18 protein-coding genes and 3 pseudogenes are annotated in these 25,501 nt (G+C 59.7%); 6 read left to right on the forward strand and 15 right to left on the reverse strand.

Going from position 1 to position 25,501, the window contains the following annotated elements:
- Positions 1 to 50 precede the first annotated feature (50 nt).
- Complete coding sequence (locus ACYZTL_RS12900; protein WP_017336246.1) at positions 51 to 662, reverse strand: trimeric intracellular cation channel family protein; 612 nt, start codon at positions 660 to 662, stop codon at positions 51 to 53.
- A gap of 244 nt (positions 663 to 906) precedes the next feature.
- On the reverse strand, positions 907 to 1,449 hold the full coding sequence (gene orn, locus ACYZTL_RS12905; RefSeq protein ID WP_056746367.1) for an oligoribonuclease: 543 nt from the start codon (positions 1,447 to 1,449) through the stop codon (positions 907 to 909).
- A 107-nt stretch (positions 1,450 to 1,556) separates the two neighbouring features.
- Here orn and rsgA point away from each other — a divergent pair, with 107 nt between their 5' ends.
- Positions 1,557 to 2,588 carry a small ribosomal subunit biogenesis GTPase RsgA gene (gene rsgA / locus ACYZTL_RS12910; protein ID WP_461952105.1) on the forward strand — a complete coding sequence of 344 codons (1,032 nt, stop codon included), beginning with the start codon at positions 1,557 to 1,559 and terminating at the stop codon, positions 2,586 to 2,588.
- A 53-nt stretch (positions 2,589 to 2,641) separates the two neighbouring features.
- On the opposite strand, the gene ACYZTL_RS12915 is transcribed toward rsgA, so the two are convergent.
- The 10 genes and pseudogenes from ACYZTL_RS12915 to motA form a co-directional block, all read right to left on the reverse strand.
- A complete protein-coding gene (locus tag ACYZTL_RS12915) occupies positions 2,642 to 2,911 on the reverse strand; it encodes a hypothetical protein (RefSeq protein ID WP_461952106.1) in 270 nt (89 codons plus the stop codon).
- A 480-nt stretch (positions 2,912 to 3,391) separates the two neighbouring features.
- A complete protein-coding gene (locus tag ACYZTL_RS12920; RefSeq protein WP_461952107.1) occupies positions 3,392 to 4,306 on the reverse strand; it encodes a transposase in 915 nt (304 codons plus the stop codon).
- Between the two features lie 50 nt (positions 4,307 to 4,356).
- Positions 4,357 to 4,839: pseudogene (locus ACYZTL_RS12925) on the reverse strand (hypothetical protein); the annotation flags it as partial.
- Between the two features lie 43 nt (positions 4,840 to 4,882).
- Positions 4,883 to 6,435 (reverse strand): IS3 family transposase gene (locus ACYZTL_RS12930; protein ID WP_461950368.1). Its coding sequence is split into 2 segments (ribosomal slippage): positions 4,883 to 5,973 and positions 5,973 to 6,435, totalling 1,554 coding nucleotides; the frame shifts between segments, so codons are not numbered across the junction.
- A 99-nt stretch (positions 6,436 to 6,534) separates the two neighbouring features.
- A pseudogene (locus ACYZTL_RS12935) lies at positions 6,535 to 7,155 on the reverse strand (hypothetical protein); the annotation flags it as partial.
- Complete coding sequence (locus ACYZTL_RS12940; RefSeq protein ID WP_461952108.1) at positions 7,152 to 10,439, reverse strand: toxin VasX; 3,288 nt, start codon at positions 10,437 to 10,439, stop codon at positions 7,152 to 7,154. The pseudogene ACYZTL_RS12935 and the gene ACYZTL_RS12940, both read right to left, overlap by 4 nt.
- On the reverse strand, positions 10,436 to 11,269 hold the full coding sequence (locus tag ACYZTL_RS12945) for a DUF4123 domain-containing protein (protein ID WP_461952109.1): 834 nt from the start codon (positions 11,267 to 11,269) through the stop codon (positions 10,436 to 10,438). Before ACYZTL_RS12945 ends, ACYZTL_RS12940 begins: the two co-directional genes overlap by 4 nt.
- The gene (locus ACYZTL_RS12950) at positions 11,266 to 13,335 is read right to left on the reverse strand and encodes a type VI secretion system Vgr family protein (protein ID WP_461952110.1); all 2,070 of its coding nucleotides are present in this window, start codon (positions 13,333 to 13,335) and stop codon (positions 11,266 to 11,268) included. Before ACYZTL_RS12950 ends, ACYZTL_RS12945 begins: the two co-directional genes overlap by 4 nt.
- Before the next feature lie 238 nt (positions 13,336 to 13,573).
- Positions 13,574 to 14,593 (reverse strand): flagellar motor protein MotB, encoded by a 1,020-nt coding sequence (gene motB / locus ACYZTL_RS12955; protein ID WP_461952111.1) that lies wholly within the window; start codon positions 14,591 to 14,593, stop codon positions 13,574 to 13,576.
- Positions 14,594 to 14,596: 3 nt separating this feature from the next.
- Entirely contained in the window at positions 14,597 to 15,448 is an 852-nt protein-coding gene (gene motA, locus ACYZTL_RS12960) for a flagellar motor stator protein MotA (RefSeq protein ID WP_461952112.1), read from the reverse strand.
- Positions 15,449 to 15,614: 166 nt separating this feature from the next.
- Between motA and ACYZTL_RS12965 the strand changes: the two genes are divergently transcribed.
- Genes ACYZTL_RS12965 through asd form a run of 3 tightly spaced genes read left to right on the forward strand, consistent with a single transcriptional unit; the run spans position 15,615 to position 18,887 of the window.
- Entirely contained in the window at positions 15,615 to 17,153 is a 1,539-nt protein-coding gene (locus ACYZTL_RS12965) for an HDOD domain-containing protein (protein ID WP_461952113.1), read from the forward strand.
- A 39-nt stretch (positions 17,154 to 17,192) separates the two neighbouring features.
- The gene (locus ACYZTL_RS12970) at positions 17,193 to 18,008 is read left to right on the forward strand and encodes a rhodanese-like domain-containing protein (protein WP_461952114.1); all 816 of its coding nucleotides are present in this window, start codon (positions 17,193 to 17,195) and stop codon (positions 18,006 to 18,008) included.
- An 18-nt stretch (positions 18,009 to 18,026) separates the two neighbouring features.
- Positions 18,027 to 18,887, forward strand: coding sequence for an archaetidylserine decarboxylase (gene asd / locus ACYZTL_RS12975; RefSeq protein ID WP_461952115.1), 861 nt, complete (start codon positions 18,027 to 18,029; stop codon positions 18,885 to 18,887).
- Between the two features lie 57 nt (positions 18,888 to 18,944).
- On the opposite strand, the gene ACYZTL_RS12980 is transcribed toward asd, so the two are convergent.
- The gene (locus ACYZTL_RS12980) at positions 18,945 to 19,346 is read right to left on the reverse strand and encodes a lectin OAA family protein (protein ID WP_031318316.1); all 402 of its coding nucleotides are present in this window, start codon (positions 19,344 to 19,346) and stop codon (positions 18,945 to 18,947) included.
- Between the two features lie 307 nt (positions 19,347 to 19,653).
- On the opposite strand from ACYZTL_RS12980, the pseudogene ACYZTL_RS12985 reads away from it, so the two are divergent.
- Positions 19,654 to 21,435 (forward strand): annotated as a pseudogene (locus ACYZTL_RS12985) (molecular chaperone).
- A 136-nt stretch (positions 21,436 to 21,571) separates the two neighbouring features.
- Here the strand turns inward: ACYZTL_RS12985 and serB are convergent.
- Entirely contained in the window at positions 21,572 to 22,786 is a 1,215-nt protein-coding gene (gene serB / locus ACYZTL_RS12990) for a phosphoserine phosphatase SerB (protein WP_461952116.1), read from the reverse strand.
- A 135-nt stretch (positions 22,787 to 22,921) separates the two neighbouring features.
- Here serB and ACYZTL_RS12995 point away from each other — a divergent pair, with 135 nt between their 5' ends.
- Complete coding sequence (locus tag ACYZTL_RS12995; protein WP_461952117.1) at positions 22,922 to 24,448, forward strand: AhpA/YtjB family protein; 1,527 nt, start codon at positions 22,922 to 22,924, stop codon at positions 24,446 to 24,448.
- 178 nt (positions 24,449 to 24,626) lie between these two features.
- Here the strand turns inward: ACYZTL_RS12995 and ACYZTL_RS13000 are convergent, their stop codons facing one another.
- Complete coding sequence (locus tag ACYZTL_RS13000; protein ID WP_461952118.1) at positions 24,627 to 25,340, reverse strand: PqiC family protein; 714 nt, start codon at positions 25,338 to 25,340, stop codon at positions 24,627 to 24,629.
- Positions 25,341 to 25,501 lie beyond the last annotated feature (161 nt).

A 25,501-nucleotide genomic window follows, 5' to 3' on the forward strand; every position in this document is an offset into this window, starting at 1 on the left:
AAGATCAAAAGATCGCAGCCTTCGGCAGCTCCTACAGGGACCGCGTGATGTCAGGCTTCGTCGTTGTAAACGAACTTCGGCATTTCCCAGTGGAAACGGATCGCCAGCAACCGCAGCAGGAAGCCGCCAAACAGCGTGATCAGAATTGCCTGTTCTCCCGGCACGTTCAGATAAAGGCACAGCATGTAGCACCACGCCGCCGCGAACGACACGCTGGCGTACAGTTCACGGCGAAAGATCAGCGGGATGTCGTTGCAGAAGATGTCACGCAAGATGCCGCCAAATACCCCGGTGATCACGCCGCTGACCGAGGCCACCAACATGCCGTGGCCCATTTCCAGGGCGGTCATGCAGCCGATCAGGGTGAACGCCACCAGGCCTACGGCGTCGAGCACCAGAAACAGAGACCGCAGGTGGCGCATCCAGCGCGCAGCGAAGACCGTGAACATCGCAGCAATCGAGGTCAGCACCAGGTATTCCGGGTGTTTCACCCAAGTCAGCGGGTAATGGCCGAGCAACACGTCGCGCACCGAACCGCCGCCCAACGCCGTGATGCAGGCGATCAACACCACACCAAACCAGTCCATGCCACGACGGCCAGCGGACAGCGCGCCGGTCATGGCTTCGGCGGTAATGGCGATCAGGTAAAGCATCAGCAACATGGTGGCGGTCCTTGCAGGAAGGCGCGCAGTCTAGCCATTTAGTCCCGGCACCAAAAGAGGGCAGCAGACAGCACCGCGAACCTGTGGCGAGGGGATTTATCCCCGTTGGATCGCGAAGCGGTCCCAAAACCTGCAACCGCTGTGTATCTGATACCCCGCAATCAATGGTTTTACGACTGCTACGCAGCCGGACGGGGATAAATCCCCTCACCACAAAAGCCCTCGCCACAAAGGCCCGGCAGCATCAGAACTTGATGAAATGCTTGCGGTAATGCTGCAGCTCGGCGATGGATTCGCGGATGTCGTCCAGGGCCAGGTGGGTGCTGCCCTTTTTGAAGCTGTCGCGCACGTCCGGCGCCCAGCGAGCGGCCAGTTCTTTCAGCGTCGAGACATCGAGGTTGCGGTAGTGGAAGAAGCTTTCCAGGGATTTCATGTGGGTATAAAGGAAGCGACGGTCCTGGCAGATGCTGTTGCCACAGATCGGCGACTTGCCCTTCGGCACCCACTGCTCCAGGAAGGCAATGGTCTCGGCTTCCGCTTCGGCCATGCTGATGCGGCTGTCGCGCACGCGCTGGGTCAAGCCCGAGCCGCCGTGTTGACGGGTATTCCACTCGTCCATGCCGGCGAGGATTTCATCGCTGTGGTGGATCGCGATCACCGGCCCTTCGGCCAGGGTGTTCAGATCACTGTCGGTGACGATGGTGGCCATCTCGATGATGACGTCGGTATCAGGGTTCAGACCGGTCATTTCCAGGTCGATCCAGATCAGATTCTGCGGGTTTTGCATGTGTCGGCTCCTAGGCAATGCTGCGCAGTTTAGCCTAGGCAGGTGGCCGGGCGTGCTAAACTCGCGGCCGTTTTACCTAATCGCTGCATTCTTGATACGGAACACCCATGGCCAAACGCCAACTCAATCGTCGTCAAAACTGGCGCATCGAAAAGATTCAGGGCGAACGCGCTGCCCGCGCCGCCAAACGCGAGTCCTCGGCTGTCGAGGCACTTGAGGGTGGCGACCTGGGTCCGGAACAGACGGGCCTGGTGATCGCGCACTTCGGTGTGCAGGTCGAAGTCGAAGCCCTCGATGGCGATTTGGCCGGCCAGGTGTTCCGCTGCCACTTGCGCGCCAACCTGCCGGCGCTGGTGACCGGCGATCAGGTGGTCTGGCGTGCCGGCAACCAGGGCATCGGTGTCATCGTGGCGCAACTGCCGCGTAAAACCGAGCTCTGCCGTCCGGACAGCCGTGGCCAGCTCAAGCCGGTAGCGGCCAACGTCGACATGATCGTCATCGTCTTCGCGCCGCTGCCCGAGCCTCACGCCAACCTGATCGACCGCTATCTGGTCGCTGCGGAGCACGCCGGCATTCGGCCGCTGCTGCTGCTCAACAAATTCGACCTGATTGACGAGCAGAACGCCCCTGCGCTGAATGCTTTGCTCGCGGTTTACCGCACGCTGGGCTATCCGGTGCTGGAAGTCTCGGCGCACCACGGCAACGGCATGGAGCAACTTCAAGAACAACTGGACGGGCGCATCAGCGTGTTCGTCGGCCAGTCCGGCGTCGGCAAATCTTCGTTGGTCAACAGCCTGTTGCCTGAAGTCGAAGCCCGTGTCGGCCCGCTGTCCGAGTTGTCCGGCCAGGGCACTCACACCACCACAACCGCGCGGTTGTTCCACTTCCCCGGTGGCGGTGAGTTGATCGACTCCCCGGGTATCCGCGAATTCGGCCTGGGCCACGTCAGCCGCGCCGACGTCGAAGCCGGCTTCATCGAGTTCAACGACTTGATCGGCACTTGCCGTTTCCGTGACTGCAAGCACGACCGCGAACCGGGTTGTGCATTGCTCAAGGCACTGGAAGAGGGTCGCGTGCAGCAGCAACGGATGAACAGCTATCGCTCGATCATCGCCAGTTTGCCGGAGAGCAGTTACTAAGCCGTTTCACGCAGAGACAAAAAAGCCGCGATCATCTCGCGGCTTTTTCATTTTCAGCGTGCGGCTTTTTCCAGCGTCCAGCCCAGCACATCCAAGGCATCACAGCCATCCTGGATCAACATGTGCGCAGCGTTGGCGAAATGCTCCAGGTCGTGACCTTCGGCTTCTTTGACGCACAGGCAGGTGACGCTGTTGAGCAGATTACGCGCGGCTTTGAGTCGGTGGACGGCAGTTTCGAGGAGATCGGAAGCGCGGGCTTCGGTGTCGATGTACAGGGTCGGGCCGACGCTGAAGTTGCCTTGCAGGGGATGGTACTTGGGCATGAATTGAATCTCATCTGATAGGTGAAACTCCCACCCTTTCGTGGCTAAACGAATTGGGGTGGTAGCTGTACGCGGGTTAGCCAACCGGACAGATGAACCCGGCACACCCGAAGGTGTCCCACGCACAGCCACCATAGACATGTAGATGTCAGGCAGCAAAAAGCGCCGCGATTATACGGGCGCTTGTGCATCATCTGTTACGACTGGCTAAAGTCGATCACCGATTCGTCGGCGACGGCCAAACTATAGGTGGGCCTCCAGTGAAGCGAAACCCGGTTTATGCGTCTCGGAGACGTCCTACACCTTTCTCGGAAATGCCTCGTTCTTTTATTTTTACCTCCGGCAGCGCAAGTCCGGCCCGTGGGAGATGATTAACTTTATTTTCGGCACGCCAAAACCCTGCCCGTGCTCCAGATCGACAAGTCGTGTGGCGGGACCGTTCGCCTTCAGGCGTTCAGTAACGCCTAGGTTTCGCAGCGCCTATTTTTGGGAAACAAACCCGCCCTTTCGCGTCCCTTGCGGATAGATAGAGCGCGTGGCCTTGTCCAGATGCCCGCCTTGACGCACAAAACTGACCGCTTCATTGTTACGACGACTGCGCATCCAGGTGATCCATTGCAACAGTTCAGGGTGCCCCAACTTTTCAATCAACAGCAAAAACTGCTCACGCCAGCGTGTACTGGCGCCCATCCCCAACCCTGAACGCCGCTTGAGGTCCGGGATACTCTGGCCGTCCATCACCCCTTTCACAAAATCGACCCAGAGTTCAGGCCGAATCATCCCAACCAGGGGTGTCCCGGACAGCATGGAAAAGCAGGTCACGCAGGGGTCGCACTTGAAATTCGGGCGAATGCCTTTGATTCGATAGGTTCGCTCTCCCCCACACCTCGGGCATTTCGCCTTCTGTGCACTCAGCATTGTCTCGATCCACGTAATCACCGCTTGCTGCTGCGCCGCAATGTGCTCGGGCGGTTGCAGGTTTTCCCGGTAATGGCGAGTCGTCCACCACTGGTGCAACTCGGGACACTCCTCAGCCATCACCTCCCGGACCGCCTGCCCCCAACTGAAATAGACCTTTGGGTTCACTCCCAAACGAGGCGCTATCTGGACGCTGGACCAACCGGCCAGCAGGTACACGGCAAACGTAGACCACAGCTCCATCCGGCGCAGGTGTGCAAAGGGCGAATCGCTCAAACTGTTGCAGCTCTTGCGACAGGATCCACAGTAGTAACGCGGGAGTCGTTGTTGGGCCAGACGAGTGTGTGGGCTCACATTGGAATTGCCACACCAGGGGCAGTACCGCACTCGTCGATGCGGCAATGCGTGCAGATAGCGGATCAAGCGATCGGCGTCGGGACGCAGGCTCGCCGGGAGGCACACATCGTAGTCCGGCAAGTCGCCGTGTCCGGGGATGGGTAGAGCGGGAAGTTGGGGCACGATCGTCTCTACGCCCCTTCCCTGAGCAACGATTGTTCCACGTGCTTAGCCAGTTCAGCGTCGCGTTTGGCTATGGCTTCTTCCAGTTCAGGGGAGCGTTTGGCCCACTGTTCCGGGGGTAATGGTTTTGACCATTCGATGATGTCGGGATAGGGCAGATCGGGCGGATGAGAAAGCTTCAAGTCCTGAAGTTTCTCTGCCAAATACGTCCCCAAAATCGTAATGCAAAATATTCCCCAAAAAACACCCAACACGTTGCCCTTGCGCAAATCCGTGATGATCGAACCTATTTGCGTTTCTTCGTAGGGTGCAATGCCAACGCGACTTTCAGGGACCGACTCCGGACCGATTTCCATATAACTGCGCGTGCATTCCCACAACGCCATGGCCGTGGTGCCACCGCCACAGTTGAAGCCCAAGGAGAAATGCTTATTGTCTTCCTTGGCGAGTGGGTCAGGGTTTTCGAAACCGAGGATCAATAAACCCATCGTGGCTTCGGCGTTTTTCAAGGTAGTTGTCGCGTCAACCGTCTAACTATGCCGCTCTTTTCTCGACCTGTTGCTCTCGATCCGGGTTCAACAGCACGGTGCCGATCGGCTCCCAGTTACGTGTGCAACCCGACCACCGTTCCGGCTTTTTCTCTTTGGCTCGTTCGTACAGCTCATGTCGCCGGGCCAAGACCTGATGGTCCAGTCCTCGATGCCGCTCAGCCGGTGTGACGAACCGGATACGGCTATGCCGGTGTTCGTTGTTGTACCAGCGCATGAAATCCCTCACCCAAGCTCGTGCGGCGTCCAGACTGGCAAAGCCATGCTGCGGCCATTGCGGGCAGTACTTCAGTGTTCTAAACAGCGACTCCGAGTAGGGATTGTCGTTGCTCACCCGCGGTCGGCCCCGCGAGGGCGTGATGCCCAGTTCGTACATCTTGCTCAACAGCGTCACCGATTTCATCGGCGCTCCGTTGTCCGAGTGCAGCACCAGCGGTTCGTGTAAACACTGCTCGCCGATCACGCTGCGTTGCAGCAGCGCGGCGGCTTTCTCGCCGCTTTCCGCGTCGTAGACCTCCCAGCCCACGGCCTTGCGGCTGTAAATATCCTCGATCAGATAGAGGTAGTAATACTTGCCGCGTATCGGCGACGGCAGATACGTGATGTCCCATGACCACACCTGATTGGGCGCTTCAGCCGCATGCGTCGTTGGGGCCGCGTGCCGCCTGGGGCGCTGGCTACGACCTCGATGCTGCTGTTGACCCGCCGCACGCAAGACGCGATAAAACGTTGCCTCCGACGCCAGATAGCGCCCTTGATCGGCCAGGCGCGGCACGATCTGGCTCGGCGGCAGATGGGCGTACTCCAGGCTGTTGCACAGCGTCACAATGGTCTGTCGCTCAGCCTCGTTTAGTGCATTTCGCGGCGTTGGCCGTGTGACAGTCGTTCGGGCATCGGCCTGGATAACGTCTGTTTCAGTCCACCGTTGCAAAGTCCGCAGCGATAGACCGATTTCCAGGCAGGCCCTGATTTTTCTGGCTCCCGCCGCGACCGCGTTGCTCAGCCAGTCCACGAGTAACTGCCGTTCTGGCAAAGACGTCAGTTGTCCTCGTTGTCGGTCCCCCAGTAGTCGTTGAGCTTTTTTCGCAGCACCAACAACGCCGCTGTTTCAGCGAGCGCCTTGTCTTTGCGGCGCAGTTCGCGCTCAAGTTCCTGGATGCGTTTCTTATCTTTGCGAGACTGCTCCCGATCTTCTTTTTGCTGGGCCTTTTCCGATTTCTGGCCGGTGATGAAGGCTTGTCGCCAGGCAGTGATTTGCTCGGGGTAAAGGCCTTTGCGGCGGCAATACTCGCCCAGGTCGATCTCGGACAAACCGGCCGCTTCAAGGACGACAGCAAACTTGGTTTCGGCTGACCAGTTCTGAGCCGATTGCTTGTTTTCGGACACTGCACTTCCTTCAGAACTGAGCTGCTTGCGCCAGTTGGACAAAGACATTTCGCTGACCCCTTCGCGCCGGGAAACCTCGGCCATCGACAGGTTCAGTGGGGGAAGCAGCATCTTGAGTAATGCGGCTCTGCGTTCAGGTGAATAGTACGGCACGACCAGTCTCTTTCCGCCCCCGATATGCTTTTTTAGGAAAAACCGGAGAGGCGACAACTATCCTGACACCGGGGGCCCCCCCTCAAAGTCATTTGTTAGTGGGAGCACTTCCGGCCCAATCTCCATGTAACTGCGCATGCACTCCCACAACGCCATAGCCGTGGTGCCGCCGCCACAGTTGAAGCCCAAGGAGAAATGCTTGTTGTCGTCCTTGGCCAAAGGGTCAGGGTTTTCGAAACCGATGACCAACAAACCCATCGTGGTTTTACCGGCTTGGCTTACCGATGAGTGTTGGGTAGCGGCGGCTGTCACGGTTTCCCAAGGGACGACCCAATATTCACCGCCACGGGGTACGCAGACTTCTCGGCGCTGGCGATTGAAGCGCACGGGGAGGGGCACTTTCCGAAAGAGGCCCTGGATGATAAACAGCGCGGGAATGCCTGTAATAATTGCCCCCAAGATCAAAACATCTTGGCTGAAAGTAATGTCGAGATTTCGAGTGAAGAAAGACATGGCTAAAAACGTCATAACCGTCGGCCACATAACCATCACCGCAGAGCCGATGCTGTAGTTACCAATATCCAAAAACACGTCGTTCTTGCGCCATATGATGTTGAGCACATCAGATGGCTTCCTACCCGTGGGAATTGGCAGCGGCGCCAAATAGTCATTGCGAGAAAGCGGCCGTTTTTTCGTGTTGCCTGCCGGTGGCATGCTCATCGTTTGTCCTTGGGTTGCAGGTAAATGGTGCCGGGGTGATCCTCGCCGAGCCGGTAGTTCGGTACACGATCGAGCTCAGGCGTCGGGTCGGCCCAAAGCGCTATTACGCCGGTCGCGTGATTAAGGGTAAAAGCAAGTCCTCGTTCTCCGCCGATAAAGGTGCGGGCGCCAAGCATTGCGGTCAACGGCGTGCGATAACGCATTCGCAGGGAAACCGTGCTGGGTGTCGTGCCCAATACATTCGACAGGATGTTAAAAGGGCCAGTAAGGCGTAAGCCCTGACCTTCCTGGAACGGTATCCAGTGGCAGGTGCTGCTGTTCAACCAGTGCGGCGTCATATCTCGCCAAGGGCGGGGTGGTTTGTAGTGACTAAGCGGGCTGTTTTTGATCAGATCACGATTGCGCTGGGTGTCCAACGGGTCACCGATCATGCTCAGCTCCAGGTAGACACTGCCGGGCTCCGCACCCGGCAAGTCGATGGTCAGGGAAGTGATGGAGCTTTCGAAAGCGAGGCCGGACGGGCCGTGACTAGCAGTGGCCTCCGAAGTGCTTTCCATGCGGACTCGAGGCGCATAAAGAATGAAGTACAGCCGATCAAGCTCATCCTGCTGGGCTTTAGGCGCGATAGGTTCCAGATCAATAGCTCGGGCTTTCGACCAGCAGCAATTGCTCAGGAAGTTTTGCAGCGGCGTTCGCTCAAAGAACCATGCAGCCAGGTAAACGACCCCTAAGCCGAGAATGATCCAGTTCAAGGGCCCCATGTAAAGCGTGTAACGCAGGATGGCCGCTTCGACGGTTATTGAGCCCGCGAGGGCGCGAGCGGTGTAGGAAAAGCCTAACAGTGCTTGGGCACCGAAAGCCGCGACTTGCCCACCGACCACGATCTGGCGCATCTGCAGCCATGGATCGATTCGGTTTTGGGCGCTCTCAAGTTGTATTTGCAAGGACCGGAACTCTGCAATTGCCGCAGCAGACGACAACCCACCAATCACCCCACCAAACAAAGTAAGCGTCGGTGCGCTACCGACCCTGCCATTAGGCAACCGCATGGACACTTCCCTGACACCAAACCCCTTCCGCACCTGATTATCAACCACCGCCACCAACGCCACCGCCGCATACAACGTCGCCGACACCGTTTCATTCACTCGCCGACTGTCCATCCCCTCCAACACCCCCGCCCTGCTTAGATGGTTATGCGCATTCAGCACGTTCAACAACAACGCCGCCAACGGCACCACTCCCCCGCTGTTCATCACCAGGCTGGATTTAAGGATTCGTTCCACACGCCCCGCGCCAATAGCCTTGCCTGATGCGCTCGCCCAGCGGGCCAGCTCTTCGCCCAGCGTCCCCATCAATTTCCACACCGCCCGGCCGCCCTCGATCACGGACTGCAAGCGCGTGTCGCTGCCCAGGCGGCTGGCGATGAGGATACCCATCCATGAACGGCTGAAGCTGTTGTCGTCCTTAAGCAACAACAGCGCTGCCGCCAGCCGATTCACCAGCTCGCTCCATGCACTGTTCGCCTCGCGGGCCATGGCCCCGATGTCGTCCAGAACCTCGGCGCTCAAGGGTGCCAATGCCTGATGGGTAGCGCTGATGTTGTCGGAGGCCAGTGCCGCCATCAACTCGCCCAGGCGAGAGGTGCTGTTGAGTACCGCATCGATCGAGGGCGTCCAGGCGTTAAACAGTTGCTTCAGTGCGCCACCATCCGCGGCGCGCACATAGTCGGCATATTGCTCGGCACCCTGGGCGCGGATGCATTGCGCAGTCAGGCAGCCGATGGCCAATTCGGTCAGCCAGTGCCGCGCCTCCACGTCGTGGTAATCGACAAACCAGGTGCCGCTGAGCGAGCGGTTGAGGTACACGCCGCGGTCGGCAAATAACGCGGTGTGACGCTGTTCGATGTGCTGATAGTGCGCGGTGGCCGTCTGCGCGAACCAGGTGTTCATGGCCTCAAGGTCGATATATTCACCGACCTTGGCACTGAACAGATGGTTGTTGAGGTTGGCGTGTTTTTCCGCGCGGTATTCGCGGACGATGAGTTCCGCTTCGGTGTACAAGTCCGGCGGAATAAAGGCCCGCACCGGCGCGACGATGGCCGCGATCCTCGCATCACGTGCGGCGGCTTGGGCCTGAGTGGGTTGGCCACCGAATTGACGGGCCTGGGTTTCGGCCTTGAGTTCTTCATCCAGCCGATGCTGGGTGTCGAGCATGACCTGGCCCTGCTCGGGCGTGAGGTTGATGTCTCGGTCCTTGTAGCGGTAGATGACGGACCCTGCCAGTTCGGCACCATCTTCGCTGATCAGGCTGCGCACGAACCCGCCGATGCTCAGGCGTAGATTATTCTCGCCCAACCATTGTTCGTGGCTCGCTTCTATCCATTCCTGTTCGTGATTGATGTCACGCAACACGCCGAGATCGTCGTCCAGGCAGGCGAAGATGGCGAACAGGCCTTCGGTTTGGGCCATGGCGCTGTCCAGCCAATCCTGAGTGCCCTGCCCGTCCCACGGCTCGGCGCTCCATTCGCCCGGCGACTGATCGCTGGCACCGGGGTGCTGGGCGATGACTTTCTCGCGCTCACGGGCGCGGTGCATGGCGTCGGTGTAAGCCTTGATGTTGGCCGGTGTCGGATCTTTCATTACGGTTTCGCCCAGCGCGCCGGTCTCCTCAGCGCCCCGTTGCGAGTCAACTTTCATGGACCGGGCGAAGGTGTCGGGGATGAGTTCGGCCATGACCTCAGCGGCTTTTTCCAGCGGCGGGCAATGCTCGGCTTGCAGTTCATTGGCCACGGCGCGCAAGGCTACATGGCGCATGTGTTCACGGCGCTTGGCGCTGCTGTCGCTCAGCGATTGGCAGTGCTCGGGGTTCAGCGGGAACTCGCTGTAGAGCATCCAGGCATCGTGGACTTTTTGCAGGGCCAGCCCCGCCAAGGTGGCGTCGAGCACCAGGGTCGCGTCGGCTTCCAGCGCTTGTTCTTTGAGTTGGCCATTCGGCGAGACGGCATAGCGTTTGAGGGGGCCTTGGTGTTGCCACAGATATACAAACCCCGCACGCAAGCGTCGTGCGGCCATGGGCCGGCTTTGCGTGGTTACGCCGGGAGCGCAGCACGGGTGCTCGGCCTTTTCTTCAGCCAAGGCATACCGTACGGGCACCACGAAAATCTCGGCCTGGCTGGCCGGGCACGGCGCCAGCGTGCTGTTGATATCGACGTGAGGCTGAGCCTTGGCGGCGCGTTCGGCCTGAGCGGCTTGGTCAATCAATGCCAGCTGTTTTGTGCTCATAGGCTGAACGCCTCGCCGCTAAGCTGCTGACGCGTCAGTTCGGCATTCAGGTTATCCAGCCGTTGCTTGGGCGAGACACCGGACTCGGCCAACAAACCCCGGTAAGCGGTGTGAGCAGGTGCATCGGGAAAGTCAGTGCCCAGCACAGCGTGAAAGCGAGCCCAGAGCAGGACTTCATCGATGGCACTGTAACCGTGACGAGCGGCACTGTGCTGGCACTGAGACGCCCACTGTTGCAGTGCAACAGCGTCCAGCCCTTGCAGGTATTCGGATAAGTATTGCTGGCAGTGTTCGATCAACCGTTGAGCGAAGCGCTGTCGCTGCGCGGTGCCCAAGTGCTCCAGTTGCTCTGCAGACAGGAACAACCAAGGCTCGTGCGCATACGGTGCAGAGGGTTGATCCGGATTTTCCTGAAGGATATCCAATGCCGGGAGCCGGATCAGTCGCACAGGACCCATCAAGCGATCCCGCTCACCGGCGGACAACTGCGCCAGCCACAATCCCGTGATACGGGGGTCGTAGTAACGGAACAAGACCGTGACATCCCCTTCAACACGAGCGTGAATCAGGCTACGCAAGTGCCCAAGCACAACAGCTTCTTGCGCCTGCGACTCGAGCCAGATGCCACATGTCGCGCTCCACTCCTGGGAAAAGGTCTGGGCCAGCGGGCTGTTGGGAGCAACAGGCACCAAAATCGGTCCGACCTCTTCCAGCGGGCTGTAAGCGGTACCTTGGTAAAGCGATTGGTAGGTTGTGCATTCCAACTCAAACAGACGCTCAGGCAGACGTTCGATCTGGGAGCGATCCAGCAGCAGATAAACCTGACTCATGCCGACATCTCCGCCAGTTTTTGACACACGGCACAGATCGGCGCAGCCCGCTCAGCTGCCTGGGTCAATGCCAGTTTTTGCGCGGCCAGCGATGGCGCAATCAGTGCCTGTGGCGCTACGGGGCTCAATGAGCGAGCAAGCTCCGCAGCTATCCCGGCCAGCGGCGCCCCGCCCACAACAATGGCCACACTGCTGAAAATCCCGCTGGCGTTGATGACGATGAAGTGACCGCCACATTCCCACGTCAAGCTCCGGTCACCCTTGATCACCACATTGGCGGCCGTGACATGGGCGTGAGGCCCGGCCTGAATGACCAGCGTGCCATCCGCTGTTGTGCTGCTGTTGCCGGTGATCGAGATCACCTCGTTGCCGCCGATCACTGTGTGTCGCGTGCCTTCAGTCGTATGCAGTTCGTCGCCCTTGATCAGGCTGGCGCTGTTGTGGCCCACCTGTTCAAAGCGGTCGTTGTTGATCAGGCTGTGGCTGTCGCGAGTGATCTGTTCACGGCGGTCGTTGCCGATTTTGGTGTCGCTGTCGTTGAGGATCAGTTGGTCCAGGTCGCGCTCGGCGCGCAGGTAGATCTGTTCCTGCCCGGCGCGGTCTTCAATCGACAGTTCGTTGTAACCGCCGGTTTGCGGGGAGCTGTAGCTGCGCAATACGGTTTTGGTTTTGTGCTCCGGCAGCGGGTAGGGCACCGCATTGACTTTGTTCGGCACGCAGCCGGTGATGAGCGGATTGTCGGGATTGCCGTCCAGATAGGTGACGACCACTTCCATGCCGATACGCGGAATGGTCATCGAGCCGAAACGTTTACCCGCCCAATTAGTCGATACCCGCAGCCAGCAACTGCTTTTTTCACTGTTGAATTCGGCCCTGTCCCAATAGAATTCGACTTTCACACGACCATATTCATCGCAATAGATCTCCTCGCCGACCGGGCCGGTCACGCGGGCGGTCTGGCTGACCAGCAGGGTTTTTCTTTTCCGCATGGGCGGTCGGTAAAACACGTCCCATGGAATAGCACTGAAGCTGTTGCGATAGCCTTGGGTAAAGCCGTCCTCGGGTTGGACGTCGTGGGTGATGGCCTCTTCCAGTGACTGAGGCTGTTTTCCAGCGTGCGTCACATTGAGCAACAGCCATAAATCATTGCAGCCTTCGCGCGGGTGCTCAGTCAGGTCAAAAAAGTGACCACCGCGCAGAGTTGGCTGATCGCTTTTGCCCTCGACCAGCAGGTAATCGGCACGGTGGCGCTCCAGGGCCTGACGAGCGAGTTGCCTGCCGAGTTTTTCGTTCTCGATCAATACGGGGTAGCGATAATCTTCAAGCTCAGGAGTGAACTCGGCGGTGAAGCGGCTTTCCAGCAAGAGACTCGGGCGCTGGAAGTCGTAATGCCGACGCGTGGTCGTGCTGGTTCGGTTGCGAAAACCCATGGAGAACTGGCTGACGACCGGATGCTCCGCAATCATACCGGACTCTTGCCGATAGGGGGTTTCGCCCAGTTTGGGGAAGAAGGTCTGGTCATCGGTGAACACCAGTAAATGACCGTCCGGCGAATGCTGGTGATGCCACGCAATGCCGTCCTCGGCGCACAGGCGCTGGACGAACTCGAAATCGCTTTCCCCATATTGAGTGCAGTATTCGCGCTCCGGGCTGGTGCTGACGTGGAAGGCAAAGGCATCGGCCTGAATGCCGTGACCTTTGAGCACCTGAGCAATGATTTGCGGCGCCGTCAGGTTCTGGAAAATTCGCTGATCGTGGCTGAACTGCAAGTAGTGCAGCGTCGGTACGAGAGCCAGGTGATAACGGGTCAGACGTTTGCCGGGTTCACCGACGAACACCTCTTCGATATGGCCATGAAGGCCTTCGCCGTTCAGACCAAACTGGAGAAACGCCGGTTGGCTGAGCAGACTTTCCAGATCGAAATCAGGGTTTTCGCTGACCAGCTCGACCTTGATCGCGTACAAGGCGCTGATGGCCTCGACACCGTCAAAGGCGAGGACTTTGAAATCGTTACGAACAGCGGGGATGTGCAGCGCAAATTGCGCCGTATTGGCCGATTTGAACATACGCTTATCCTTAAGCACGGAGGATGTGAAAGCGCGATGTCAAAACCGTCCTGGTTAGTGCACGCGACATTGGCAAAAACCCTACCAAGAGCACTGCCGGATAGATGTAGGAAGAGTCCCGAAACCATGACGGACGTTTCCCAATGACCGATTGACGCCCAATGCAGGCAGGCACTTTCCCACCGAACAAAATCAACAGGCACAAAAAAGCCGACATCGCTGTCGGCTTTTTTGTGGGTCACTGCTTCGGTGTTTCACCCGGTTTCGGCGCCGGATCATCAAACAGATTCAAACGCTCGCGCAGCTCATGGGCCGGCAACGGTTCCTTATCCGCCGGCAATGCGTTCGGGTCGGCCGGCACTTCACCCGGGCCGCCCTGCCCTTGCGTCGGCTCTGTAGCCGGCTCCGCGCCTTGCGAACCTTCGATGGCACGCTGGGCTTTTTTGGTCAGCACGATAATGTCGATTCGGCGGTTGACCGGGTTGAGCGGTTTCTCGCGATCGAACAAGGCCGACGAGGCATAACCGACGACGCGCGCCACTTGCCGATCCGGATAACTGCCCGCCACCAGCGCCCGACGTGCGGCGTTGGCACGGTTGGCTGAAAGCTCCCAGTTACCGAAGTCGCCGGTGCCCGAGTACGGCTTGGCGTCGGTATGACCGCTGATGCTGATCTTGTTCGGCACCGCTTTGATGGTGTCGGCCATGGCCAGCAGGATGTCTTCGAAGTACGGCTTCAGACGCGCACTGCCGGAGTCGAACATCGGGCGGTTTTCGGCGTCCACGATCTGGATGCGCAAACCGTCCGGCGTGATCTCGAACAGAATCTGGTCCTTGAATTTCTTCAGCTGCGGGTTCTCTTCGACCTTGTTCTGCAATTCTTGCAGCAACAGTTCGAGGCGTTCCTTCTCCACCATCTCGGCCATGCCTTCGACCTGTTCGGCGTCGATGGTCACCTTGTCCGGCTGCGGCTGGGATTTCACCTCGGGGTTGAGGGTGTTTTCCGGCGCCAGGGTCGGCGTGCCGCCCAGGTCGATGATGTAAGGCGTGCCGCTTTCGGAAAAGCCGACCGGGTCCTTGAAGTAACCGGCAATGGCGATCTTCTGTTCCGGTGTTGCAGTGGACAGCAGCCACAACACCAGGAAGAACGCCATCATCGCCGTCGCGAAGTCGGCGAAGGCGATTTTCCAGGCGCCCCCGTGATGCCCGCCGGCGATGCGCTTGACGCGCTTGATGATTATCGGCTGATTATTTTCCATAACTCAGCGACCACGAACCGCTTGTTCCAGCTCAGCGAAGCTCGGACGGTGCGCCGGGTACAGAACCTTGCGCCCGAACTCCACCGCCAGCGACGGCGGCATGCCGGACGCCGAAGCGACCAGCGAGGCTTTGATGGCTTCGTAGACGTTCAGTTCTTCCTTGGCATCGTGGGCCAGGGAGTGGGCCAGCGGACCGAAAAAACCGTACGCCGCGAGAATACCGAAGAAGGTACCGACCAGTGCCGCACCGACGTGCAGACCGATCGATGCCTGATCACCTTCGCCCAGGGAAGCCATGGTCACTACGATACCCAATACCGCCGCGACAATACCGAAGCCAGGCATGCCGTCGGCGATGCCGTTGACGGCGTGTGACGGATGTTCAAGATCTTCCTTGAGGCTGTACAGCTCCATGTCGAACAGTCCCTCCAGCTCGTGGGGAGCCATGTTGCCGGACGACATGATGCGCAGGTAATCACAGACGAACGCGGTCATGCGCTCGTCTTTGAGGACTGTCGGGTACTTGGCGAAGATGGGGCTCGCGGCGGCATCTTCGATATCCCCTTCGATGGCCATCATGCCTTCGCGGCGACTCTTGTTGAGGATCTCGTAGATCAGGCCCAGCACTTCAAGATAGAAGGTGTGAGTGAAGCGCGAACCGAACATGCCCAAGGATTTCTTGAACACGTGCATGGTCATGTAACCGGGGTTGGCCTGCAAAAATGCACCAAGGGCCGCGCCACCGATAATCATCACCTCGAAGGGTTGAATCAGTGCGGCAATTTTGCCATGGGAGAGCACGTATCCGCCGAGCACGCTCGCGAATACGACGATGATGCCGATTATTTTAGCCATAGGTAGGAGAGCACTTACTGAGTCGGGTTCAAGGTCATATTCGGAAGTTAAAAAATCTCTTCTTCTACTTATCGGCAAAACTGCGCCAGACTATAGGCAGTTCAGGCGAAAAGCCAATTTGGCCCGCTCCGGGCATAGGTAATGCAGACGGTGATCGTGTCCAACCATGGCTAACGAAACAAACGTTCCAACTCCAAAACCGACCACACTCGAAGGCTGGGTCAAGCTTCTCGATGGCGTGCGCCTGCCGGTTCCGCAAGCCAGCCATGACCTTGTCTGCAAGGCCATCCGCGACGACCGCAGCTCGCTGCGCGATATCGCCGAGCTGATGCAAGCCAGCCCCGCCCTGGCCTTGAGCGTGATTCGCGAAGCCAACCGGCACACCCACGGCAGCATGACCGAGCCTGCGGAAAACCTTGAGGTGGCGATCAATCGCCTCGGTTTGAAGCGCACCGAAGAGTTGCTTGCGCGGCTGCCCGCGGAACCGGATTTGGACATTCCCGTGGCCCTGCGTCAGTTGCAGATGATCAGCCAGCACGCGACGCAACAGGCCAACGGTTTTTTCGCCGCTCGCCTGGCGCGGTTGTGGCAGGACATCCACTGGGGCAGCCTGCTGTTTCTTTCGCCGCTGTGGCCGATGGCGTTCACCCATCCGCAGCTGCTTGAAGAATGGGAGTTGCGGGTCATCCATAAAGGCGAGTCGGCGCGCAACGTCGAGAAGCAATTGTTTGGCGTTCGCCTGCTGGAAATCGCTCAGGCGCTGGTGGAGATCTGGCACCTGCCGATCTGGGTGCTGCAGGGTTACAAGCTGTTGCTTAATGAACAACGGGAACTGGTGAAAGTCCTGCGCATTGCGCGCGACAGCGATCATCCATTGCGCCAGCAGAACCGTCTCGACGACGATCCGACGTTGCGCCGCTGGCTCAATCAACCGGCCAACACGGTGCTGCTGGCCAACGGTCTGGCGCTGTCGGCGCAACAGGCCTGGGACAGTCCGCACAGTGAACGCTGGCAATACCTGACCAGCCTTTACCTGCAAATGCCGATGGACGAGGTGCAACAGCAATTGCACCAACAGGCCGCCAACAGTGCGCGCCAACACGCCATGCCGGACCTCTGGCACCCGGCCGTTGCGCTGCTCTGGCCGTGGGGCATGAACCGCGTTCACGCCGGTCTGCTGCCGGCCCCGGCGCCGACCGCCGAAGACCTGGCGAAGTGGCGCAGGCAATGTGCCGAGCTGCTGGTGGAGCCGAGTCGTTTCACCAATGCCATGCACTTGACCAACTCGGCCCGTGACGCACTGGTCGCGTGCGGCATGCGTCGGGTGATGATCCTGATGGCCGACCGCACGCACGCCAATCTGCGCGTGCACCAGATTGCCGGGCTGCCGAAAGAAGTAGCTGGTCTGAATTTTTTGGTGAGCCAGAGCACGGTGCTGCAACGCCTGCTTTCGCAACAGGCCCAGGTGCGCCTGACACCGGCCAACAACGCGCAATTTTCGGCGCTGCTGCCGGCCAGCCTGAGTTCGCAGTTCGGTGGCGAACACCTGCTGTTACGCTCGCTGGCCAACAACGGACGCGTGATCATGATCGTGGTGGCGGATCAGGGTGGCGGGCCGTTTTCGGAAATCACCGTGCAAGCCTTTGGCAAAACCGCGCAGTGCATCGAGAAAGCCCTGAACAGCTTTAGCCATCGCGGCCAATGACCCGCTACAATCCTCCCCTTTGTGCTCTGGAGACCTCACATGTCTGACTTCTCTGGCTTGCCGCTGGTGATCGAACCGAGTGACTTGCTCTCTCGCCTCGACGCCCGCGAACTGATTCTGGTGGACCTGACCAGCAGCGCCCGCTATGCCGAAGGGCATATTCCCGGTGCGCGGTTTGTCGATCCGAAACGCACGCAACTCGGCCAACCGCCTGCGCCAGGCCTGATGCCGCCGCAAGCGGCCCTCGAAGCGCTGTTCGGTGAGCTGGGCCACAACCCCGATGCGGTCTACGTCGTGTATGACGACGAAGGCGGCGGTTGGGCCGGACGCTTTATCTGGCTGCTGGACGTCATCGGCCACAGCAAGTACCACTATGTCGACGGCGGTCTGCCGGCCTGGCTGGCAGAAGGCTCGCCCATGTCGATCCAGATCCCGCCTGCGGTCGGCGGCCCGGTTGCGCTGACCCTGCACGATGAACCCACCGCCACTCGCGAATACCTGCAAAGCCGTCTCGGCGCCGCTGACCTGGCCATCTGGGACGCGCGCGGACCGCTGGAGTACTCCGGCGAGAAAGTCCTGGCGGCCAAGGGCGGACACATTCCCGGCGCGGTCAATTTCGAATGGACCGCGGGCATGGACCGGACGCGCAACCTGCGCATCCGCAAAGACATGCCGCAAATCCTCGAACAACTCGGGATCAGCAAAGACAAAGAAGTGATTACCCACTGCCAGACTCACCACCGTTCTGGCTTCACCTATCTGGTGGCCAAGTCCCTCGGTTATCCGCGGGTCAAAGGCTACGCCGGCTCCTGGGGCGAATGGGGCAACCATCCCGATACGCCTGTAGAGATCTAAGGTTTTTAAGGACAGTTAATGAATAAGCGTTTGTTTATCCTCAGCCAATACCTGCTGCCCCACCACTTGCTCTCGCGACTGGCCGGCTGCATCGCCGAATGCCGTGTGCGCTGGTTCAAGAATGCATTCACCGCGTGGTTCGCCAAGCGTTATCAGGTGGACATGTCCCTGGCCCTGGTCGAAGACCTGACGGCTTACGAGCATTTCAACGCGTTCTTCACCCGAGCGCTGAAAGACGGCGCTCGTCCGCTGGACGAAACCCCGGGCGCGATCCTCAGTCCGGCCGACGGCGCCGTCAGCCAACTCGGCCCGATCGAGCACGGCCGCGTGTTCCAGGCCAAGGGCCACAGCTTCAGCGTGCTGGAATTGCTAGGCGGTGACGCCGCCAACGCTGCGCCGTTCATGGGCGGTGATTTCGCGACCATTTACCTGTCGCCGAAGGACTACCATCGCGTGCACATGCCGCTAGCCGGTACTCTGCGCGAAATGGTCTACATCCCGGGCCGGATTTTCTCGGTCAACCAGACCACCGCTGAAAACGTTCCGGAATTGTTTGCCCGCAACGAGCGTGTGGCGTGCATTTTCGACACCGAGCGCGGGCCGATGGCCGTGGTGCTGGTGGGCGCGATGATCGTGGCATCGATCGAAACCGTCTGGGCGGGCCTGGTGACGCCACCGAAACGCGAACTGAAAACCTTCCGCTACGACGAAGCAGCCCGTGCGCCAATCCACCTGGAAAAAGGTGCGGAACTGGGTCGTTTCAAGCTGGGTTCGACGGCGGTCGTCTTGTTCGGCCCGGATCAAGTGCAGTGGGCTGAAGAACTGGCGGCCGGTTCGCCGGTGCAGATGGGTCAGGGCATGGGCCTGCCAAAAGCCTGATCCCCTGATCCGAACCCCACGAACGTCTTCGTGGGGTCGGACATTTCGGTGGTGCCGCTACTCTATCTGCCCGCGAAAACCGATCGGTCCTTCGTTGGCGTAGGTATTGGTGCCACTGAGGTTTTTCCCTCCATCACTGGAGGTCACGCTCAACGCGACAACGTTCTGATTGTCCCGGCCTCCGATGACCCATTTGCCACCCGGATGCCATGGAGCGTCATTGCCGCCCCACTGATTTTCAACGTTGTACTGGTTCTGGCCCGTGCGCTGAGCCTTGAAGCCAATGGGACCTTCACCCGCGTACGTCATGGTGCCGGTGAAGCTCTTGCCGCCATCGCTCGACTTGATCTCGATGGCGACAACCTTCTGGTTGTCCCGTGCGCCTAACGTCCAGTCTCCGCCCGGATGCCAGGGTGCAGAACTACCGCCCCATTGATTTGCCACTACGTATCTAGACATAAACTTCATCTCCTTGAAGTTACGAGAGACCTGCCCGGCACAGGCAGCAGGCCGTACGACCGTGCGTATCCAGTCGCACGTCTGTCAGATTAGTAGCACGCCTCGTCATCACCCGACTGACAGACAAACGGTAGATTTCCGTAGGAGCTGCCGAAGGCTGCGATCTTTACCCGTGGTCACCGCAGATCAAGATCAAAAGATCGCAGCCTTCGGCAGCTCCTACCGAGGCAGGGGTTCCTCGGCAGGCTATTGCTGCTACAGTCAAGTCATTCACTGCCCATTTTCCCGGTTGGAGTTTGTCCACGGCATGAATGAGACCAGCCCCCATCTGCTGCTCCGCGCACCTGTCCCGGCACAGCTGCGCCTGTCATTCTGCGAAGCCACCCCGCGCGACCTCAAGCGCTGGATCGCCGACCTGCCCAAAGCCAACATCGGCGAAACTGCACGCCAGCTCTATCAGGGCTTGAGCGAACTGAACCAGTTACTCACACCCAGCGACAATCGCCTGCAATTACTCGAGTTACTGCGGCCCGAGGTGTATTACGTCTGCAAACACCTGGAGCGGCACTTCCTGCACCAGTCGATTGTCCTCGACGAGCGTTCGCGCAAGATCGCCAACCTCTGCCAGGCACTGCAAAGTCATTTGGCGATTGGCTATAAACAGATCGTCGTGCGCATCTCGCTGCGCTTCAGCAAGGACCGCGCACCGCTGCTGGCCCAGGCATTGTAACGGGCGATCCATTGCCTCAACGGGCCGCTGATCCGCGCCACCCAGCTCTATTGCCCGGTGCCGGAAGGTGTGTGGCTGGAACTGCATCAGCTGTATCGGATCGCCTGCTCCCGTCGGCTCCAGCACCTGAGCCTGCGCGATGAGCTGGCCAGCCAGACGCTGGCCCTGAGCATCGAGCAGACGTACGTGGCCGCACTGCTGCTGGGCGCCGCACGATGCAATCAACTGCGCCAGAACCAGATTGCGCGGCTCGCCGAAGTGCTGGAGCCGTGGAGCAAATTGATCAAGCTGCAACCGGAAACGCCGGTCGACGGACTGTTTGCCGTCGCGCCGGAGCTCGACACCGGGCCGCGTTACCGATCGAAATTCCGGCCCGAGCAACAGGAGAGCTTGCTGGGGCTCGATTCGCAGCCGCTGGTCGCAGCCATTGAAGCCCATTTGGAAAAAACCGACAGCCCGGCGCCACTGCCCGTGCCCGCAGGATTGAGCCTGGATACGCTGCAACACCTGAATGCCGCTTGGGGCCAGGCGGTTGAACGCAGTTTCCAGCGCACGGCCAGTCAAGGCACCTTGACCTTGTGCGTGGGCATGAGCGCACTGCACTTCTATCTGGGTGGCCAACGCCCGTTCAGCGAGATCCTGAAAAATCCCGGAGCCGGCCGCGCGCAGTTCACGGCGACCTCCGTCCGGGAAAAAGATCAATGGCACCATGCCTTCGACGCGGCACCACAAGGCACCGCTGACGCGTTGCTGCCCTACGAAGAAATCGAGTACCCGCAACTTCAGAATGACGACAGTCACGAAGCGTCTGACCGCAACCGTCACTTTCCGACCTACACCTTGCCGGTGATCAATCACAGCCCAGGCGGTTATTGCCTGGCCTGGCCCGATGCAGTGCCGGCCGAGTTACAGGCTGGCGAAATGGTCGGCATCGAGGATACGGCGGGGTCGGGCTGGAGCATCGCGGTGGTGCGCTGGATCCGCCAGGTTCACGGCGGCGGTACGCAAATGGGTATCGAGCAGGTCGCGCCCTTCGCCGAGCCTTGCGGCCTGCAACTGGTGCGCACGCGTGACGATCACAGCCAGTACTTGCGTGGCCTGCTACTGCCGGCCATCAGCGCGATAGACCTGCCGGCCACCCTGCTCGCCCCGCGATTGCCCTTTGAGGAAGGCAACAAGGTGATGATCAACACCAACGGCGAGGAACGCCGGGCCGGACTGGATCAGCGGGTGGCGAGCACCAACAGTTTTAATCAGTTTGCCTATCGTTCGCTGGAGGCTGCCAGTAACGAAAACGCCGCGGGGAGCGGCGTGGTCAGTAGCGAGGAGGATTTTGATTCGTTGTGGCAGACGCTTTGAGGGCTAAGCAAACATCTGTGGCGAGGGAGCTTGCTCCCGTCAGGACTGCGTAGCAGTCCTTTTTTTGGGGGCCGCTTCGCGACCCAGCGGGAGCAAGCTCCCTCGCCACAAAGGCACTTCTAACAATTTGGAAAACTCAGAGCTGCCCGTCACGATCCCGAAAGCCCAACAGGTACAACACCCCATCCAGCCCCAGTGTTGAAATCGCCTGCTTCGCCGACTGCTTGACCAGCGGCTTGGCACGAAACGCCACGCCCAGCCCGGCAATCGCCAGCATCGGCAAATCGTTGGCACCGTCGCCGACCGCAATGGTCTGCTCCAGACGCAAACCTTCCTTGTGCGCCAGCTCTCTCAGCAGATCCGCCTTGCGCTGCGCATCGACGATCGGCTCGACCGCCACGCCGGTGACCTTGCCATCGACCACTTCCAGTTCGTTGGCGAACACGTAGTCGATGCCCAGCTTGGCCTGCAATTGCTTGGCGAAGTAAGTGAAGCCACCCGACAAAATCGCGGTTTTGTAGCCCAGACGCTTGAGTTCGGCGAACAGGGTTTCGGCGCCTTCGGTCAGGCGCAAAGAGGCGCCGATCGAATCCAGCACGCCGACGTCCAGCCCTTTGAGCAAGGCCAGACGCTCTTTGAAGCTGGCGCGGAAGTCGAGCTCACCGGCCATCGCCCGCTCGGTGATTTCAGAAACCTGTTCGCCCACGCCCGCTGCCTTGGCCAACTCGTCGATGACTTCGGCTTCGATCAGCGTCGAGTCCATGTCGAACACTGCCAGGCGGCGGTTGCGGCGGAACAGCGAATCTTCCTGAAAGGCGATGTCGACGTTCAATTCCTGGGCAACGCTGAGGAATTCAGCCCGCAGCGCTTGCGGATCAGCCGCTTCGCCGCGCACGGAAAACTCGATACAGCCTTTGCCCTTGTCAGCCGGCGTGTCCAGTGGCATGCGCCCAGACAGACGGTCGATGTGGTCGATGTTCAGGCCATATTTGGCGGTGATCGAGCTCACGGCCTGCAATTGCCCGGCGGTCACTTTGCGGGTCAATAGCGTCACGATGTGGCGTTTTTTGCCCTGATTGCCGACCCACAGCTGGTAATCCTCTTCGGACACCGGCGTGAAACGCACTTGCTGATCGAGTTTGTAAGCCGTGAACAGAATGTCCTTGAGCACCGATTTGCCTTGCTCGGTGTCAGGAATTTCAACCAGGATGCCGAACGACAGGGTGTCGTGGATCACCGCCTGACCGATGTCGAGAATGTTCACACCACCCTGGGCCAGAACGCCGGTAATGGCCGCAGTCAGACCCGGACGGTCGACTCCCGTGATGTTTATCAGGACGATTTCGCGCAAGGCGCACCCCCGCAGGTGGAAAAAAACCGCATTCTACCCACTTTCAGTGACCATCGGGCACCGTGAGCGCTTTGCCGGTCTAGGGCCTGTCGCTATACTGCGCTTCAACTTCACGGACAAAAGAGCCGAGCTCAAGTGAACCGGCCCACGCCAGTAAAAACCGATAACTTCTTTCTGCTGATCTTCCGTGCACTGCGCCACCGCCGTGTACCGATTGCATTGCGCATCGCCAGCCATAACGTGATCCTGGTCGCTCTGGCCCTGGTGATCTACGCCTGCGTGATGGGTTTGCAGTTCAAGCAGGCCATGCACGAGCAGGCGGATGCCCTGGGCGAAAGCCTGACCACGCAGACCGCCACGTCCGCCACGGAACTGCTGGTGTCCAACGACATCCTCAGCCTCAACGTGCTGCTCAACAACCTGACCAAAAACAAGCTGGTGGCCCACGCCGCCATCTACAGCGTGGATAACCGTATCCTCGCCGAAGCCGGTCAGCGCCCCAAGCACAGCCTGCTGGGTGAAGCCGAGGGCATGTACCAGAGCAAGATTACTTTCCAGGACGTGACCGCCGGACAACTGCGCATCAGCCTGGACATGGATCAATTCCAGCAGCCGATGACCATCAGCCTGCAAAGCATGGGCATTTTGAGTGCGATTCTGTTGGCCTTGTCCCTGGCCTTGAGCCTGCGCCTGGGTCGGCACATCTCCACGCCGCTGCTGCAATTGCGTGTGTGGCTGCGCAATATTGATGAATACACCCCGGCTACCGGGCGTCAGGACGAGATCGGCGACCTGGCTCGCCAGCTGCACGCCAACTTCGCGCCAGAACCGGCCGAGCCCGAGCCTGAGCCGGAACCCGAGGACGACGAAAGCGATTACGAAGACGCCGACGAGCCGTCCTTCGAAGTTCGCAATCTGCGGGACCCGAGTTTCGATGAAACCAAGCCTGTCGCTGGCCTCAAGCCTGCGCCACGGCAGATCGTCAGCACCGTAGAAGATGAGGATGACGATGATGCGTTTGCCGATTTGCGTGACGAATCGGTAGCGAGCGCACCGAAGCCAGTGGTCAAACCGCAGGTATCGAACGTGCCGCAACACAGCGCGGTGCTGGCCGTGCAGCTGGGCGCTCAGGATCAGCTGCGTCGCCTGCCCCGAGCGCGCCTGGAAGAACTGCTCAAGCGTTATCGCGATTGCCTCGACCAAGCCGCTTCGCTCTATGAGGGCGAACTGCATAGCCTGAACGATGGCAGCACGCTGATGGTGTTCCACACCGAAGACAGCGGCGACGATTACCTGACCAACGCCATCTGCTGCGGCGAATTGCTGCGGGCGCTGGGCCACCAGTTGCAGATCGAAGTCGCGGACAGCGGCATCACCCTGCAATTGCAACTGGGCCTGACCCTGGGCGACGAGTTGTTCGGCTTGAGCCAGATCGACCTGCTGCTGACCGAAACCGCCCAGGACGCTCTGGCGCTGTCGCAACACAGCCGCAACCTGCTGCTGGTGGAGCGCAAGATCAGTGACGACGCACTGATTCGCCAGCGTGCGCGGATCCGTCCGATTGCCAGCCCTGAGGGGGCGTGCTGCGTGGAGCGGTTGATGGAGCCTTATCCGTCGATGCTGGAGCGGCAGTTGGCGCGGATGCATGAGCGTCGGGCGTAGATTTTAGTCCTGATGTGAAGAAGCCCGCAGACAAGTGATTGTCTGCGGGCTTTTTTGTTGCCTGTTCCGGCCCCTTCGCGAGCAAGTCGAAGGGGCCAGGACGGTCGGTAGACATTTAGAAGTTGCAGAAACAGCAAAGCCCGCACTAGGCGGGCTTTACTTTGGATCAATCCAGGCTTTAGAACCTGAACACTTCCATATCCGTCCGGATCGGTGAAGCCATCGGGATCTTTGGCTGCTTTTCCTGTTCCGCCGCCGGAGCCACAGGCTTGGCAGCCGGTTTTTTTGGCGCTTCGGCAATCGGCGGCTGGTTGGCCAGTGGCTTGAGCGCTACCGAAAGCTGTTCGGCGAGTTTCTGCAACAACACGCCCTGAGCCTGAACCTGCGCCGCAGTACCGCCGGCATGCTGTTCCTGCAGATGAATGATGCGGTTATCGCGAACCTGACCGCGACGGTCGATCAAACGCCATTGCGCATCAAGGATCGCCGGTTGCGATTCACCCGAATCCAGGCGCGTGATGGTCAGCAGCACCTGAACGTCCGGCGTGAAGCCGACCGTTGCCGGCGCCAGCACGACGCGCTGACTGTCCAGATGACCCGCGACCTGACGCAGCAACAGCTGATCAATATCGGATGACAGGCTACCCGCCCAACGACCATCCGCCGAAGCTTGCAGGCTGCCATCCGGCTGACGCTGCAGCAGCGTTTCGCGTTGCAGGTAGTCGGCAACCGTTACCGGGCCCAACAAAACGGCCATGCCCGCGGCTTGCGCAGGCTGAGCCGGACTTCCGCTGTCCAGCTGATACAGCGACACCGGTTGGTGCGTACTGCAACCCGCCAGGCCAAGAACGCCGGCGAGCATCAAAATAAAGGGAAAGCGCAGAGCAGTCATCATTCCATCCAGGTGGTTGCCACAAAGCTAACCGCAGTGAAAATACTCTATAAATATGACGAACGCTCGGCCACGCCGGCGCTTGGAAAGGCCATATCATCCGTGAATATGCGCTCCGACTCCAGCGGCAAAGCGTCGATCTACGCGTTAAATCGTAGATC

The sequence above is a fragment of the Pseudomonas sp. LB3P81 genome (genome assembly GCF_054897965.1).